Below are 14804 nucleotides of genomic sequence, written 5' to 3' on the forward strand. Positions count from 1 at the left end.
CATGCTCCCAGAGGTATCTGGCGGGCATGGAATTTCTTGAAACCACCCCAAACAACTGTGCGAGCTTGCTCGCGATGGCGGTGTGTCAGTCATATGGACGTTGACTGTGAATCCGCTATCGCGAGCAGGCTCGCTCCCACAGGGTTGTGCACTGCGAATATCAGCTTTCCGCATTTAACATCAATATTTAATGTCTATTTTTTATAATTAACTTATAACAAATCGGACTTTTACAACGATCTATTATACAAATACTGTTACAACCATCACCGACCCCTGACCAGGTGGAGGCTCTCGGAACGCTATGTTTTTCCGGCCGACACCACCCCACGGTCACCTGCACACCCAAACCTGAAACCGGCCCGAGCCACCGCCGCCATGGCATTCACCGCCATGACTACGGCAACGCTTTGCCCAAAAAAAGACAACACCCACGCAGCATCTACATACCCGGGGCTCACCATGCATGACACCTTCACATCAAACCGCTTGGCATTGGCCGTATCGCTGGCCCTGTTCGGGCTGTCGGCTCACGCCGAAGAAAACACCAAGGATGGTGCCCTGCCCGTTGTCACCGTCACCGCCGAACACCGCAGCGAGGACTTGCAGAAAGCCCCGCTGGCGATTTCCGCGTTCGATGAAAACGCCCTTGAAGACAAGCAGATCAAGAGCATCCGCGACCTTTCAGGGCAGGTACCGAACCTGACCCTCAGTCGCCAGTCGATCTCTTACAGCGCCCAGACCTACGGCATTCGTGGCATCGGCGAGACCGATCCAATCCAGGAAGCCGCCGTCGCGGTCTATGCCGATGACTTGTACATCCCCCGGGCGATTTCCTCGATGCTCGACTTCAACGATGTCGAGCGCGTCGAGGTCCTGCGCGGCCCCCAGGGCACGCTTTACGGGCGCAACAGCAGCGCCGGCGCGATCCGCGTGATCACCCGTGATCCGACCCAGGAAACCCGCGGGTTCTTCGAACTCGGCGCCGGCAACTACAACGCACAGAACGGCCGGCTATTGATCAGCGGCCCGTTGGTGGACAACGCCCTGTTCGGCAGCTTTTCGGCGATTCGCCTGACCCGCGACGGCACCGTCTCCAACCCCACCCGCGGCGAGGACGTGAATAATGTCGACCTGCAGTCCTACCGCGGCAAGTTGCGTTTCAACCCCATCGACTCGCCCTGGGATGTGCAACTGACGCTGGCCGGCACCTTCGACCGTGGCGACACCACCAGCTATACCCCCTTCGACGCCGACGGCCACTTCGACAAGTTCAAGAGCTACAGCAGCCTCAACCCGAAGAACCGCCTCGACCAGGGCAGCTCGGTGCTGCGGGCGATCTACACCCTCGATGATCATCTGAGTTTCAAATCGGTAACGGCCTATTCGGCCTTCAACCAGCCGGTGGACTATGACAATTCCGGACAGGCGGCCCTTATCCAGAACAGCCTGATCACCTACAAGCAGGACTATGCCACCCAGGAATTCCAGCTCAACGGCGACTATGACGATTTCAGTTTCAGCACTGGCCTGTACCTGTACCGGGAAAAATTCGACGCCGAGCGCGACAGCCTGACCTATTCGGTTGCGCGCAATCGGGTGATCGGCCAGGGTCAATACAGCACGACCAATACCGAGAGCTACGCGTTGTATGGCCAGGGGAGTTACAAGGTCACGCAGCAACTGTCACTGATCGCCGGCCTGCGGTTCACTCGCGAACACAAGAACTTCGACTACACCAATTACGTGGTCAACACCGACCGGCAGATCACCGGCACCAACTTCAGCGCCGATTCAAGCAAGTCCTGGCAATCCACCAGCCCGAAACTCGGCTTCGAATACGCCTGGACACCGCACCTCAACCAGTACGCCTACGTCGCCAAAGGCTTCAAGGCCGGTGGGTACGACAACCGCGCGCCGACCCAGGCCGCCGCCGAGCAGGCGTTTTCTCCGGAAGACGTCACCACCTGGGAAACCGGGTTCAAGGGCGACTTCTTCGACCGTCGCCTGCGTGCCAACCTCGCGCTGTTCTACAACGACTACAAGGACCTGCAAACCAACGCTTACGACCCAGCGCTGGGCGTCAGCCTGCGGACCAACGTCGGCCAGGCCCACACCTACGGCGTCGAGCTGGAAACCCTCACGGCGTTGACCCACGACCTGCAACTGACGTTCAACCTCGGCTACCTGCAAAGCCAGTACGACGATTTCGAAAACGCCAGCGGCGCCGGGGTCGATGCCAACGGCAAGCAGCTGGTGTACTCGCCGCGCTGGAACACCAGTGTTGGCCTCAACTACACCATCCCGGCCGGTTTGCCCGGCACGTGGCTGGCGGGCACCGACGCGCAGTTCCAGACCAAGTCCTACGCCAATGCGTTGAACGATGACGTCCAGGAAATTCCCCAGCAGACGTTCTGGAACGCCAACACCCGCTACATCTCCGGTGACGGTCATTGGACCACCACGCTGTCGGTGAAAAACCTGCTCGACCGCGCCTACCCGCAAGCAGTCGGCTATGTACCCGCAAGCGGTGCCCGCTACTACTCCGTCAACGATCCGCGAACCCTGTTGTTGTCGGTGCGCTACGACCTCTGACCCCTGATCGGCAAGCATGCCAAGGAGCACTTCATGGCTTTCACTCGCAGGCAAATGATTTCCCGTATTGCCGCCGTCGGCGGCTATAGCGCCGCTGTTGGCGCACTCGATGCGCTGGGGCTCACGCCTCAGGCCGTGGCCGCCACCTTCAGCCCGTTGCAGTTGGGCAGCAGTGGCAAAGGCAAGCATGTGGTGGTGGTCGGCGCCGGTATTTCCGGGCTGGTCAGTGCCTATGAACTGCGCAAGGCCGGCTTCACCGTGACGGTCCTCGAAGCCCGCGAGCGGGTCGGCGGGCGCAACTGGACCCTGCGACGCGGGACACAGGTCCACTTCGACGACGGCATCAGCCAGACCGTGGATTTCGATGACGGGCAGTTCTTCAATGCCGGCCCCGCGCGCATTCCCAGCCACCACCAGACAATCCTCGGCTATTGCCGCGAACTGGGCGTCGAGCTGCAAGTGCTGGTTAACAGCAGTCGCAACGCGTTGGCCTTGCCGGACGCTCGCCAGCCGGCATTCCAGTTGCGCCAGGCAGTCAACGACACCCGAGGGCAACTGTCCGAGCTGCTGGCGCGCACCGTCAGCCGCAAGGCCCTGGACCAGGATCTGAGCGTCGATGATCGCCAGGCGTTGCTGAATTTCCTCAAGGTCTACGGCGACCTCAACACGGATTTTAAATACAAGGGCTCGGTGCGCTCGGGGTATACGCGCATTCCTGGCGCGGGCGACCAAACCGGCGTCACGCGCACGCCGCTGGAGTTGCAGACGTTGCTCAATCCCAAGCTCTGGGGCGCACTGGTGTTCGATGAAATCCCCGAGTTTTCCTCGACCATGTTCCAACCGGTGGGTGGCATGGACCGGATTCCCCACGCGTTCTACCAACACCTCAAGGACTCGGTGCGGTTGCAGGCCGAAGTCAGCGATATCCAGACCTCCGAGCAAGGCAGCCGCATCACCTACCGGGACCGCCAGACCGGCAAGACCCAGACCCTGAGCGCCGACTACGCCATCGTCACCGTGCCCCTGCCGCTGTTGGCCAAGGTACCGAGCAACTTCAGCGCGTCCTTCAAGCAAGCGATCCTCAGCGCGCAAAGCGATCAGGCGAACAAAGTGGCCTGGCAGTCGCCGCGCTTCTGGGAAACCGACTTCAACATCTTCGGCGGGCTGTCCTACCTGGACCATGAAGTCAAAGGCCTCTGGTACCCCAGCGACCGACTGAACAGCGCCCAAGGCATTCTCGTAGCCGCCTATAACACCAGCGACGCCGCGCAGTCCTTCAGCCAGAAATCCTTGGCCGAGCAGTTTGCTTCGTCGCGCCAAGCCGTCGAGCTGCTACACCCCGGCCACAGCGCCAAGCTGCAGAAACCGGTGGCCATCAACTGGTCCAAAGTGCCCTACAGCAAAGGCCCCTGGATCGTTAACGATGAAGTGGGCGAGCAGGCCTACCAGATCCTCAACCAACCCCAAGGCCGCACCTATCTGGCCAGCGATGCCCTCGCCCATGGTGGCGTCGGCATCTGGCAAAACACCGCCGCCGACTCGGCGCGGCGGATTGTCTCGTTGATCGGCAGGCATGCCGAGCGCCAGCAACCGGGTGTTGCTGCCTGACTTGTTTCCCATAAAGGACTTATCGATGAAACCACTGACGCTGCTCACAGGATTGCTCATGACCGCCACCGCTTCCGCCAGCCACGCCGACGAGATCAAGCGCATCGCGTTGCCCAATTCCAATTTCCCGATTTCCCTGGCCGTGTCGGTGCCGGCCCAGACGGACCTGCTGTTCGTCAGCGGGCTGCTCGCCGACCTGCATGACCCGAAAGCGCCGAAGGACTCGTTTGCCGCTTATGGCGATACCGCGACCCAGACCACCTCGATCCTCAACAAGCTCAAGGGTGTGCTGCAAAGCCAGGGGCTGGGCCTGGGGGATGTGGTGCAATTGCGAGTGTTCCTGGTGGGCGATCCGGCCAAGGGCGGCAAGCTTGATTTCGCCGGACTGCAGGAAGGCTACACACCGTTTTTCGGCAGCGCCGAACAGCCGAACAAACCGGCGCGCACCGCCGTGCAAGTCGTCGCGCTGCCGCTGCCCGGCGGCCTGGTGGAAATCGAAGCCGTCGCCGCTCGCAAGAAGTGACACGGGTCCCAACCGATCTTCAGGAGCATCCCTCCCATGTCCAGCTGCCTTAATGACCCACGTACCGGGCGCCTCGGCGTGCCCGCCTATCGCCCGCTGCTGCTACCGTTGTCGATCGCCTGTGGCCTCGCCTCGTTCAATCTCGAGGCCGCCGAGAGCGGAGCGCCTACCCTGGGAACAGTGGTGGTCACCGGCAACCGTGGCACGGTCGAGCGCACCGTGACCAGCAGCCCGACCCCCATCGACGTAGTCACCGGCGAGCAACTGCGCGCAGTGGGCAAGCCAAGCCTGCTGGAGGCGCTGAGCAAGTTCATCCCCTCTTTCAACCTGCCCGACCGAGCCGGCTGGGATGCCAGCGGCGTGGTGCGCTCGGCCACCCTGCGTGGGCTGACCGCATCCCATGTGCTGGTGCTGGTCAACGGCAAGCGCCGGCACACCAGCGCCACGCTGAACATCAATGGCATCAACAGCGGCGCTGCGCCCAGCGACCTCGACCTGATCCCGGTGGCGTCCGTCGATCATATCGAGGTATTGCGCGACGGCGCGGCGGCGCAGTACGGCTCAGATGCCATCTCAGGGGTGATCAACATCATCCTCAAGCAGACCACCGGCGGCAGTTCCGACACCACCCTTGGCCAGGGCTACGACGGCAAGCGCGGCACCGCGCAGCAAGCGCTCAACTATGGCTTTGAAGTGGGCGAAGCGGGCGTGCTGAATGTCTCGTTCGACACCCGCTACCAGGAGCGCGACAACAAGGCCGGCAGCAACGGCTACAGCGCCCATTACTATCCCCAGGCCGACGGGTCGCCCGACCCGCGCGAGGCCGATGCCAGCCACCACACCTACAAGGGCTACGGACTGCCCCGCAGCCAGCTGGCCGATGTCGGCTACAACCTCGACCTACCGTTGAACGACGCCGTGACGCTCTATTCGTTCTCCACCCTGGCGACGCGGGAAAACAACGACGGCCAGAATTTCCGCCTGCCCAGCGGCCGTAACACCATTACCACCGGCCCCAACGGTTATCCCGATGGCTACAGCCCCTATTGGCTGGTCAACGAAACCGACTTCCAATCCGCCTTCGGCGCCAAGGGCGAGGACTTCGGCGGCTGGGCATGGGACCTGAGCAGCACCTACGGGCGTAACTACGCCAAGCAACGCACCTACAACAACCAGAACCCGTCGTTGGGGGAAAACACGCCGAACCAGTTCACCTCGGGCATCTATATCGCCGATCAGTTGACCAGCAACCTGGACCTGAAGAACAGCTACGAGATCGGCCTGGCAAAACCACTGGATGTCGCCCTTGGCCTGGAGCATCGCCGGGAAAGCTACGAGACCCGTGCCGGCTCCGAGGCCTCCTACATCGATGGCGGCTATGTGTTCCCGGCCGGCCATCCACGTGCCGGGGAACGCCCCGACCCCGGCGCCCAGGTCACTAACGGCATTACCCCTGAAGACGCGCAGAAAGTCAGCCGCAACAGTGTCGCCAGCTACATCGACCTGGGCTTCTACCCCATCGAGCAGTGGTACCTCGGGCTGGCCGCGCGATACGAGCATTACAACGAAGGCGTCGGCGGCACCCGCAGCGGCAAGCTCAGCACGCGTTATGAATTCAACCCGGTGTTCGCGGTGCGCGGCACCATCAGCAACGGCTTTCGCGCGCCCTCGCTGGCCAACCAGATCTTTACCGCCCGCTCGACCGGGTTCGACACCATCAACGGCGTCTACCAGCCCTACAACTATGTGATCCTGCCGGTGGATTCAGCCGGTGCCCAGGCACTCGGCGCCGAATCGTTGAAACCCGAGCGCTCTACCAATTTCAGCCTCGGCTTCGCCGTGACGCCCAGCGAAGACGTGAGCCTGACCGTGGACGGCTACGTGATCAACCTGCGCGACCGCCTGGTGCTCAGCGAACGCTTCCAGGGCCCGGGCGTCGCCGCCCTGCTCGACAGCATCGGCGTGCCGGCCACGGCCGGTGCCCAGTACTTCACTAATGGCGCCAATACCCGGACGTCCGGGGTCGATGTGGTCGGCAACTATCGGCAAAACCTGGAGCGTTACGGATCGGTGAGATGGACCGCCGCACTGAACTACAACCACACGAAAATCCTCAGCGTCAACGACACGCCCTCGCAACTGACCGCCCTGGGCAGCGGCTACCAGTTGCTCGGACGTCAATCGCAGGCGTTGATCACCAAGACGTCCCCCAGCAGCAAGATGATCTTCGCCGCCGACTGGGCCGTCGACGATTTCGACGTCAACCTGCGCCTGACCCGCTATGGCACCTACACCGAAGTCAACAGCTCAAGTGACTCAAGCCTGGATCGCGACTATTCCGCCAAATGGATCACCGACCTGGACGTGGCCTATGCGATCAACAAGCAACTGACGGTCGCCCTGGGCGCGCAGAACCTGTTCGACAAATACCCCGACCACATCGGTGTCAGCAATTCATCGTTCGGCGATAACTGGGGCAGTTATTCGCCCTTCGGCTTCACCGGCGGGTATTACTACACGCGCCTGCAATATGCGTTTTGATGGAGGCAAAGCCGCCTAAGCTAATGCATAAAAAGTATTTATAAATTGGTTTTTATAACCATAGGATTCAGTGGCGCTTCACCCATTCCTTAGTCAAATGTCGAGCATGCCATGTCAAGACTCATCAACCATCCCGGGGCGATATTGCGTCGCCCCGCCCTGGCCGGCGTGATCGTTGCGCTGGTCTTGTCGTCCCTGGTTCTCCCGGCCCAGGCGCGGGAAACCCTGCGCATCGGTTACCAGAAATCATCGACCCTGATCACCTTGCTCAAGACCCAAGGCAAGCTGGAAGCAGCCCTCGCCAAGGCAGATATCGACGTGAGCTGGCACGAGTTCGCCAGCGGCTTGCCGTTGCTGGAAGCCTTGAACGTTGGCAACGTCGATGTCAGCGCCGACGTGGCGGATACAGTGCCGATTTTTGCCCAGGCCGCTCAGGCCAGGCTCACCTACTTCGCCCAGGAAGCGCCCTCGCCTTCCGCCCAGGCCATCGTCGTGCGCAAGGATTCACCGCTACAGCAACTGGCGGATTTGAAAGGCAAGAAAGTCGCGGTCACCAAGGCGGCGGGCGCCCACTATTTGCTGATCGCCGCGCTGAACAAGGCCGGCCTGAAGTTTTCCGACATCGAGCCCGCCTACCTGTCCCCTGCCGATGGCCGGGCCGCCTTCGAGAACGGCAAAGTCGACGCCTGGGTCACCTGGGAGCCCTTCCTCAGTGGCGTGCAGCGTCAATTGCCGACGCGCACCCTGGCCGACGGTAGCGGCTTGGCCAGCTACAAGCGTTATTACCTGACCAGCACAAGCTACGCCAAGGCACACCCCGAGGTTCTCAAACTGGTTTACGAGCAATTGCAGGAGGCCGGCAACTGGGCAAAAAAACACCCGCGCGATGCGGCCCAAGTCCTGGGCCCGCTGTGGGGTAATCTCGATGTGGAAACAGTCGAAGCGGCCAACACCCATCGCAGCTACCAGGTCCAACCGGTGAAGGCCGATCAGCTTGGCGAACAACAGAAAATTGCCGACGCGTTCTTCACCGCCGGGCTGTTGCCCAACGCGGTGGATGCCCACGACGTGGAGGTCTGGAAGCCGTAAGGGCCAAAGGTGCGGTTTTTCTGCGGCGGACCATCAGGCGAAGGTCATGCAAAGCTGCTGCTATCGGAGAAATGCATCGACCTTCGGCGTGTCCGGTTGACCGGCCAAATCCATCAGCCAGGTCCTGAACGCCAGCACTTTCCTGGTGTTCGCCAGTTCATGGGGCGTCACCAGATAGAACCCGAGATCCGACTTCAGCCTCAGGTCAAAGGGCACAACCAACCGCCCCGCCTTCAGGTCGTCATCGACGTAGGTCGAGCGGCCGATGCAGACACCCAGGCCGTCGACCGCAGCCTGGACCGCCATCATGGCCAGGTCGAAGGTCAGCCGCGAGCCTTCGGCCTGTTTTTTCGGCTGGCCGGCGGCAGTCAACCAAAGGTTCCAATCGTCATGGGTCATCCCGCTGACCTGCAGCAACGTGTGATGGGCCAGATCGGACGGATCCTTGAGGGCGTTGGGACCTTTCAACAATTCAGGACTGCACACCGGGAAAACCTCATCGGACATCAGCCAGTCCGAGCGCAGCCCATGCCAGTCACCGGTGCCGTAGCGAATAGCCGCGTCAATCCCGCCCTTGCGAAAGTCGACCATCTCAGTGGAAGCCGTAATACGCACATCAATATCCGCAAACGCTTGCTGGAAGGATGCCAATCGAGGCAACAGCCATTTGGAGGCAAACGAAACCAGCGTACTGATCGTCAAGACATGGTGACTGTCGGTTTCCAGCAACTGCCCGGTGGCGTACCGCAACGCCTGGAATGCCGAGCGAACGTCAGGAAAATACGCCTGGCCTTCACGGGTCAAGGCCAGCCCATCCTTGAGCCGCAGGAACAAGCGCACCCCCAGCTCATCTTCCAACCGGCGAATCTGATGGCTGACGGCCGTCTGGGTGACATTCAGCTCCAGCGCGGCCTGGGTAAAACTCATGTGCCGAGCGGCTGATTCGAACGCTTTCAGGCCATTGAGGGAAGGGAGTCGGGTGGCCATTGGGATCAGGGTGCTCATGAGATTTTGTCATAAGCTAGCACCACAGATGTCCTTTGAAAATGCTACCGCGCTCGCGGATTCTAACGGCACGTACCGGGGCGCTGCCCTGCCTCGGTGAACGTCCATGCGTACCTGAGGACAACCATGAAACTGTATTTCGCTCCGCAGACCTGTTCACTGTCCCCGCACATCGTGCTGCGTGAATTGAACTTGCCGTTCGAATTGATCCGGGTCGACAACAAGACCAAGCGAACCGCCAACGGCGTGGATTTCCTGACCATCAACCCCAAGGGCTACGTGGCGGCCCTGATGTTGGATAACGGCAACGTGCTGACCGAGGGGCCTGCCATCGTCCAGTATCTGGCCGACCTTGTACCGGGCAATGCGCTCGCACCGGCCAACGGCACCTGGGAACGGGCCCGCCTGCAAGAATGGTTGAATTTCATCAGCTCGGAGATTCACAGCGGCAGTGCCCCGTTGTTCAACGCTGACATTGCCCTAGGGACCAAAGCCATCTTGCGCGAGAAGCTGTTCAAACGCCTGGATTACCTCAGCCGGTCCCTGGAGCCGCAGGACTACTTGATGGGCAGCTTCGGCCTGGCCGACTGCTACTTGTTTACCGTTCTTGGCTGGTTGCCGTCATTGCATATCGAGATCGAGGATTGGCCGATACTCGCGTCGTTCATGGCACGTATTCGCGCACGTCCGAGCGTGGGGGTTGCCATGGCTGCGGAAGCGGCGGCGTCATAGCCGGCGGCTACGCGCTACTTCAAGTCAAAACTGTACGTAGGAAGGTGGCCCACCTGCGGCCGCGCGTACAAGAACCCCTGCATCAATTCGACGCCCAGGTCCAAAAGCGCCGCGCTTTCTTCCTGGGTCTCGATACCTTCGGCGATGACCACGATCCCCAGGCGCCTCGCAACCAGGATGATGCCCTCGACGATCGCTTGCTTGACGGGGTCTTGATCGAGGTTGCGGGTAAGCGCCATGTCGATCTTCAACACTTGGGGCTGGAACAGGGCCAGCAAGTTGAGGCCCGAATAGCCGGAACCGAAATCATCGATGGCGGTGGTGAAGCCCTGGCGCTCGTACTCCACGAAAATCGACTTGAGGTGGTCGGGATGGTCCAGTTTCTCGCCCTCGGTGACTTCGAACATCAGCCGGTCGGGTGGAAAGCTGGCCAGGCGAGCGGCTTCCAGCGTGGCGCGAATGCAGGTCTCGGCCCGGTACACGGCGTTCGGCAGGAAATTGATACTCAACAGGCAGCCCGGAATGTCCAGGATGCCCAGCCTGGCGGCTTCTTCGATGGCCTTTACCCGACACGCCTGGTCGAACCGATAGCGGTTGCCGTCATTCACCAGCCCCAGGATATAACCGGCCGACTCCCCATTCACGCCGCGCACCAAGGCTTCATAAGCAAACGTTGCGCCGGTACGGACATTGAAAATGGGCTGGAACGCCATGGTGAAGTCAAACCCGAGTGCGTCAGGGTCACGACATTCAGCGCAGCCAAGGGATTTGAACGTGGGGGGTAAACGGTCGGTCATGATCAATATTCCATTACTGTGGCGGGAACCCTGCCGTTGCGAAGCACGCTAGCCAACGCCACATGAATCGGCAAGCGCCGGCCTTTCTGAAGCACCTCGGTCATGGCGAAGGCCCGGACCCACCGCCTAGCCTGGCTTTTGCCATCGGCATGGCCATGCGCGTGCAGGCATACAACAGCACACCGGCCAAGACCATGGCTGCACCGCGCAACCAGGTTTCCAGGCTTTGCTGGCTGAGCAACAACAAGCACGAGACGATGGCCAGGACAGGCACCCAGGTCGGAACCCGAAAGTGATCTTGCGCAACCTTGTCACGCCGCAGCACCAATACCGCCAGATTGGTACTCAAAAATACGAAAAGCAGCAACAGGACGACCGTCTCGGCCAGCGTGGCGAGCGTGCCTGTCAGGGTCAGCGCGATGGACACCAGGGTCGTGGCAACGATAGCCACCCACGGTGTCCGCCGCTTGGGCAGGACCTTCGCCAGGGGTGCCGGCAACAGACCCTGGCAGGCCATCCCGTAGGTGAGCCGGCTCGCCATGATCAGCGTCAACAACGCACCGTTGGCGACCGCTATGAGTGCGATGAACGCGAACACCCGTGGCGAAACATCGATCCCCGACACCCGCACGACCTCAAGCAAAGGCGCCGAGGTCGCAACCAGTTGATCCATGGACAACACCGAGGAAGCGGCGACCCCTACCGCCATGTAGACGATGCCAGCGGCCAGCAACGCGCCGAACAATGCGCGCGGATAGACACGGCGCACGTCGCGTATTTCCTCGGCGAGGTTGGCGGATGTCTCGAAGCCGACAAACGAATAGAACGCCAGCAACGCCGCTGCCAACACCGCCAGCCAGGGGCTGACGCCAGGCTTGAATTGCAGGGCGCTGTCCAAGTGTCCCTGTCCAGACCTGAAAAACCAGATTGCCGCCACGATGACCAGGATCAGGCCGGAAAGCTCGATGATCGTCATCACCAGGTTCGCCCCGAGCGACTCCTTGATGCCCCTGGCATTCAACAGCGCTATCACCACCAGAAAAGCCAACGCCGCGACGCGGGGCGAGACGTCGACGAATGCCCCGAGATAATCGCCGGCAAAGGCCAGGGAGAGACCGGCCGCACTGGTCACCGCAGCGGCCAGCATGCAAAAACCGACCAGGAAAGAAATCAGCGGAGCCTTATAGGCTTTCTCGGCAAATACCGAAGCCGCACCGGCCTGCGGGTACTTCGTCACCAGTTCGGCATATGAGCCGGCAGTGAGCATCGCGAAAAACAGCGCGAGCAACAACGGCACCCAGATTGCGCCCCCGACGCGCCCTGCGATGGTCCCGGCGAGTGCATAGACCCCGGCACCGAGGACATCACCGAGAATGAAAAAAAACAGCATCGATCCGCTCACGGCTCGCCGCAGTTTGGCCCTGGATTGGGGAGGCGTCACATTCATGTTCTGGCTCAGGCAATGGTCATGCAGTGACGCAATGCCAGGCTCCGCGCCAGGCAATGGCATGACTCTCTGAGCAGTGGAAATATTCACCGGGGGAAAGTTCATAAATGTTGGCGCCAGGCCCGCTATCCGGGGCCTGGAGCACAGCGCCGTCATGGCGAACGGGCAGGCGATGGCGGGTGGGTGACGCCTCGATTCAGCGGCTCAAGGCCTGGCTGAACGACGTGTCGATGATCCCGGCCGTAGCCAGCGGAGTCGGCAGTGCCTTGACCTTGAACAGGAAGTCCGCCGTGCCCTGAAGGTCAGCGGCGGCCTGTTGGTCCACCGGGCCGATGCTCATATGCGCCTGGCGCAGCCAGTGGCGCGAGACGTTCTGGTCAAGATTGGCTTTCTTCGCCCAGAGGTCGGCGTATTGGTCGGTGTGGTTGTCGACCCAGGCGCGGGCTTGCTTCACACGTCCAAGAAAATCGGCGAGGGCCTCGCGCTTGCTGTCAATGGCCGGTGTCGACGCGGCAATGGCGCTGAGACCGGGCATCAGGTTCTTCGCCGTCAGGATCGGCCGGGCACCGGAAAACAGGATCTGTTGGGAGATATAGGGTTCCCACACCGGAAAGGCATCGATGCTGCCCTGGGGCAACGCCGCGGCCGCATCGATGGGCATCAGCTTGATGAACTCGACATGATTCTCGGGCAGACCGGCTTGCTCCAACGCCCGCAAGGTCAGCTGCTGGCTCCAGGCGCCGGGCCAGTAGGTGACTTTCTTGCCCTTGAGATCAGCGATGGTCTTGACAGGTGAGTCCTTGGGCACCAGCAGTGCGATGGTGTCCGGGTTCTGTCGCGAGACCCCGATCAACTTCACCGGGGCCTGTTTCGCCGCCAGGAACAAAAAGCCCGAATCGCCGAGGAAACCCACATCAAGGTCACCGGTGCTCAACGCCTCGGCCAGGGGCGCAGCAGCCTGGAAGTGTTTCCAGTCGACGCTGTAGGACGCGCCTTCGAGTACGCCCGAAGCCTCTACCGAAGCCCGCACGTTGTAATAGTTCTGGTCGCCGACGTGGAGTACCAACGGCTCGGCGGCCTGGGCCAAGGGAACGGCGAACAACGTGCCGGTGATCAAGCGGCGCAGGCAGCGAGAGAGCTTCATGAGGGTTCCTGGGAATAAGTGGTTGGATGAGTTACATAGAACATAACGCGCTCATGGAAGGCGTTTGAAATTCTATAAACGCATAAGCTCATAGTCGGAAATCGAACAGTGTCGGGCCAGCAACAGCGACACAACAGACTGTTGCCTGGGCAACATCGCCGTTGCGTCCGGCATTCCACAGCTGCGCGAAAACCGGCCGTTTCCCGGCCGTGGCACAGAGTTTGCGATATTCCTTGGATGCAGGACTTCTTCCTGCTTGGCGATCTTTTGGAAATAAAAAAGACGCCTATTCGCCGCCTTATCTGGAGCAGCTCCATGAAATTCGACTTTCGCTTCTCGCTGGTCCGTGCCAGCCACCTGCTCAGTGCCTGCGCCCTGGCCCTGAGCTTGCAATCGCTGGCACAGGCTGCGCCCAGCGACCCCGCCGAAGTGCACCTGGACTACGCCTATTACTCACCGGTCAGCCTGGTGCTCAAGCACTTCGGCTATCTGGAAAAAGCCCTCCCCCAGACCAAGGTGAGCTGGGTTCTCAGCCAGGGCAGCAACCGCTCCCTGGAGTACCTCAACAGCGGCGGTGTCGATTTCGCCTCGTCCGCCAGCCTTGCCGCCGTGCTGAGCCGGGCCAACGGCAGCCCGATCAAATCGGTGTACGTCTACAGTCGCGCCGAATGGACCGCCCTGGTGGTGCGCAAGGACTCGCCCTACCAGACCATCGCCGACCTCAAGGGCAAGAAAATCGCCGCCACCAAAGGCACCGATCCCTATTTGTTCACCCTGCGCAGCCTGCAACAGGCCGGGCTGAAAAAAGACGACGTGGAGCTGGTGCATTTGCAGCATCCGGACGGGCGTACCGCCCTGGAGAAAGGCGACGTCGACGCCTGGGCCGGCCTCGACCCACACATGGCCGCCAGCGAAGTGCAGGCCGGCTCGCGCCTGCTGTACCGCAACCCTGGCTTCAACAGCTATGGCGTGGTCAGCGTCACGGAGAAATATGCCCAGGAGCACCCGCAAACCATCAAGACCGTCCTCGCCGCGTATGAGCAGGCTCGCGAGTGGTCGGTGCAGCATCCGCAAGCGTTGGCCACGCTGCTGGCGGACGAATCCGGACTGCCGCTCGAAGTGGCCAAACTGCAACTGTCACGCACTGACTTGGGCAGTCCGCAGTTGAGTGCCAAGGATGTATTGGCCTCCAAAGCTGCCGCGCCGATCCTGGTCTCAGAGGAATTGGTGCGTCGTGGGGTAAACGTGGATCAGGTGATCGACCAACTGCTCGACACCGGCCTGCAGCAGGCCGTGGCCCGTCAATAACCATCGCCACGCGAC

At 61.2% G+C, this 14804-nt stretch carries 11 protein-coding genes; 7 read left to right on the forward strand and 4 right to left on the reverse strand.

Annotated features, from left to right (window positions below):
* The first annotated feature begins 462 nt into the window (after positions 1–462).
* From PFLQ2_RS13270 to PFLQ2_RS13250, 5 genes are all read left to right on the forward strand, one after another.
* The gene (locus PFLQ2_RS13270) at positions 463–2595 is read left to right on the forward strand and encodes a TonB-dependent receptor (RefSeq protein ID WP_003182058.1); all 2133 of its coding nucleotides are present in this window, start codon (positions 463–465) and stop codon (positions 2593–2595) included.
* 33 nt (positions 2596–2628) lie between these two features.
* Positions 2629–4203 (forward strand): flavin monoamine oxidase family protein, encoded by a 1575-nt coding sequence (locus PFLQ2_RS13265; RefSeq protein ID WP_003182060.1) that lies wholly within the window; start codon positions 2629–2631, stop codon positions 4201–4203.
* Positions 4204–4228: 25 nt separating this feature from the next.
* Positions 4229–4726 (forward strand): RidA family protein, encoded by a 498-nt coding sequence (locus PFLQ2_RS13260; protein ID WP_003182062.1) that lies wholly within the window; start codon positions 4229–4231, stop codon positions 4724–4726.
* 36 nt (positions 4727–4762) lie between these two features.
* The gene (locus tag PFLQ2_RS13255; protein ID WP_003182063.1) at positions 4763–7267 is read left to right on the forward strand and encodes a TonB-dependent receptor plug domain-containing protein; all 2505 of its coding nucleotides are present in this window, start codon (positions 4763–4765) and stop codon (positions 7265–7267) included.
* A 111-nt stretch (positions 7268–7378) separates the two neighbouring features.
* Entirely contained in the window at positions 7379–8356 is a 978-nt protein-coding gene (locus PFLQ2_RS13250) for an aliphatic sulfonate ABC transporter substrate-binding protein (protein ID WP_003182065.1), read from the forward strand.
* A gap of 60 nt (positions 8357–8416) precedes the next feature.
* Here the strand turns inward: PFLQ2_RS13250 and PFLQ2_RS13245 are convergent, their stop codons facing one another.
* Positions 8417–9343, reverse strand: coding sequence for a transcriptional regulator GcvA (locus PFLQ2_RS13245; protein ID WP_003182068.1), 927 nt, complete (start codon positions 9341–9343; stop codon positions 8417–8419).
* A 144-nt stretch (positions 9344–9487) separates the two neighbouring features.
* On the opposite strand from PFLQ2_RS13245, the gene gstA reads away from it, so the two are divergent.
* The gene (gene gstA, locus PFLQ2_RS13240) at positions 9488–10093 is read left to right on the forward strand and encodes a glutathione transferase GstA (protein ID WP_003182069.1); all 606 of its coding nucleotides are present in this window, start codon (positions 9488–9490) and stop codon (positions 10091–10093) included.
* A gap of 14 nt (positions 10094–10107) precedes the next feature.
* Here gstA and PFLQ2_RS13235 read toward each other — a convergent pair whose 3' ends face one another.
* The 3 genes from PFLQ2_RS13235 to PFLQ2_RS13225 all read right to left on the reverse strand — a co-directional run bounded on the left by PFLQ2_RS13235 (position 10108) and on the right by PFLQ2_RS13225 (position 13481).
* Positions 10108–10890: an EAL domain-containing protein gene (locus PFLQ2_RS13235; protein WP_003182070.1), complete on the reverse strand. Its 783-nt coding sequence runs from the start codon at positions 10888–10890 to the stop codon at positions 10108–10110.
* Between the two features lie 100 nt (positions 10891–10990).
* A complete protein-coding gene (locus PFLQ2_RS13230) occupies positions 10991–12337 on the reverse strand; it encodes an APC family permease (protein ID WP_033046518.1) in 1347 nt (448 codons plus the stop codon).
* Between the two features lie 196 nt (positions 12338–12533).
* A complete protein-coding gene (locus tag PFLQ2_RS13225; protein WP_003182072.1) occupies positions 12534–13481 on the reverse strand; it encodes an ABC transporter substrate-binding protein in 948 nt (315 codons plus the stop codon).
* A gap of 315 nt (positions 13482–13796) precedes the next feature.
* Between PFLQ2_RS13225 and PFLQ2_RS13220 the strand changes: the two genes are divergently transcribed.
* Positions 13797–14789 (forward strand): aliphatic sulfonate ABC transporter substrate-binding protein, encoded by a 993-nt coding sequence (locus PFLQ2_RS13220; RefSeq protein WP_003182073.1) that lies wholly within the window; start codon positions 13797–13799, stop codon positions 14787–14789.
* Positions 14790–14804 lie beyond the last annotated feature (15 nt).

The organism is Pseudomonas fluorescens Q2-87, from assembly GCF_000281895.1.
Taxonomy (GTDB): Bacteria; Pseudomonadota; Gammaproteobacteria; order Pseudomonadales; family Pseudomonadaceae; genus Aquipseudomonas; species Aquipseudomonas fluorescens_S.

Bases quoted from the DNA above. Each gene is read 5' to 3' on its own strand.
- PFLQ2_RS13270 (WP_003182058.1), top strand. From the start codon at position 463: ATGCATGACACCTTCACATCAAACCGCTTGGCATTGGCCGTATCGCTG.
- PFLQ2_RS13265 (WP_003182060.1), top strand. From the start codon at position 2,629: ATGGCTTTCACTCGCAGGCAAATGATTTCCCGTATTGCCGCCGTCGGC.
- PFLQ2_RS13260 (WP_003182062.1), top strand. From the start codon at position 4,229: ATGAAACCACTGACGCTGCTCACAGGATTGCTCATGACCGCCACCGCT.
- PFLQ2_RS13255 (WP_003182063.1), top strand. From the start codon at position 4,763: ATGTCCAGCTGCCTTAATGACCCACGTACCGGGCGCCTCGGCGTGCCC.
- PFLQ2_RS13250 (WP_003182065.1), top strand. From the start codon at position 7,379: ATGTCAAGACTCATCAACCATCCCGGGGCGATATTGCGTCGCCCCGCC.
- PFLQ2_RS13245 (WP_003182068.1), bottom strand. From the start codon at position 9,343: ATGGCCACCCGACTCCCTTCCCTCAATGGCCTGAAAGCGTTCGAATCA.
- gstA (WP_003182069.1), top strand. From the start codon at position 9,488: ATGAAACTGTATTTCGCTCCGCAGACCTGTTCACTGTCCCCGCACATC.
- PFLQ2_RS13235 (WP_003182070.1), bottom strand. From the start codon at position 10,890: ATGACCGACCGTTTACCCCCCACGTTCAAATCCCTTGGCTGCGCTGAA.
- PFLQ2_RS13230 (WP_033046518.1), bottom strand. From the start codon at position 12,337: ATGAATGTGACGCCTCCCCAATCCAGGGCCAAACTGCGGCGAGCCGTG.
- PFLQ2_RS13225 (WP_003182072.1), bottom strand. From the start codon at position 13,481: ATGAAGCTCTCTCGCTGCCTGCGCCGCTTGATCACCGGCACGTTGTTC.
- PFLQ2_RS13220 (WP_003182073.1), top strand. From the start codon at position 13,797: ATGAAATTCGACTTTCGCTTCTCGCTGGTCCGTGCCAGCCACCTGCTC.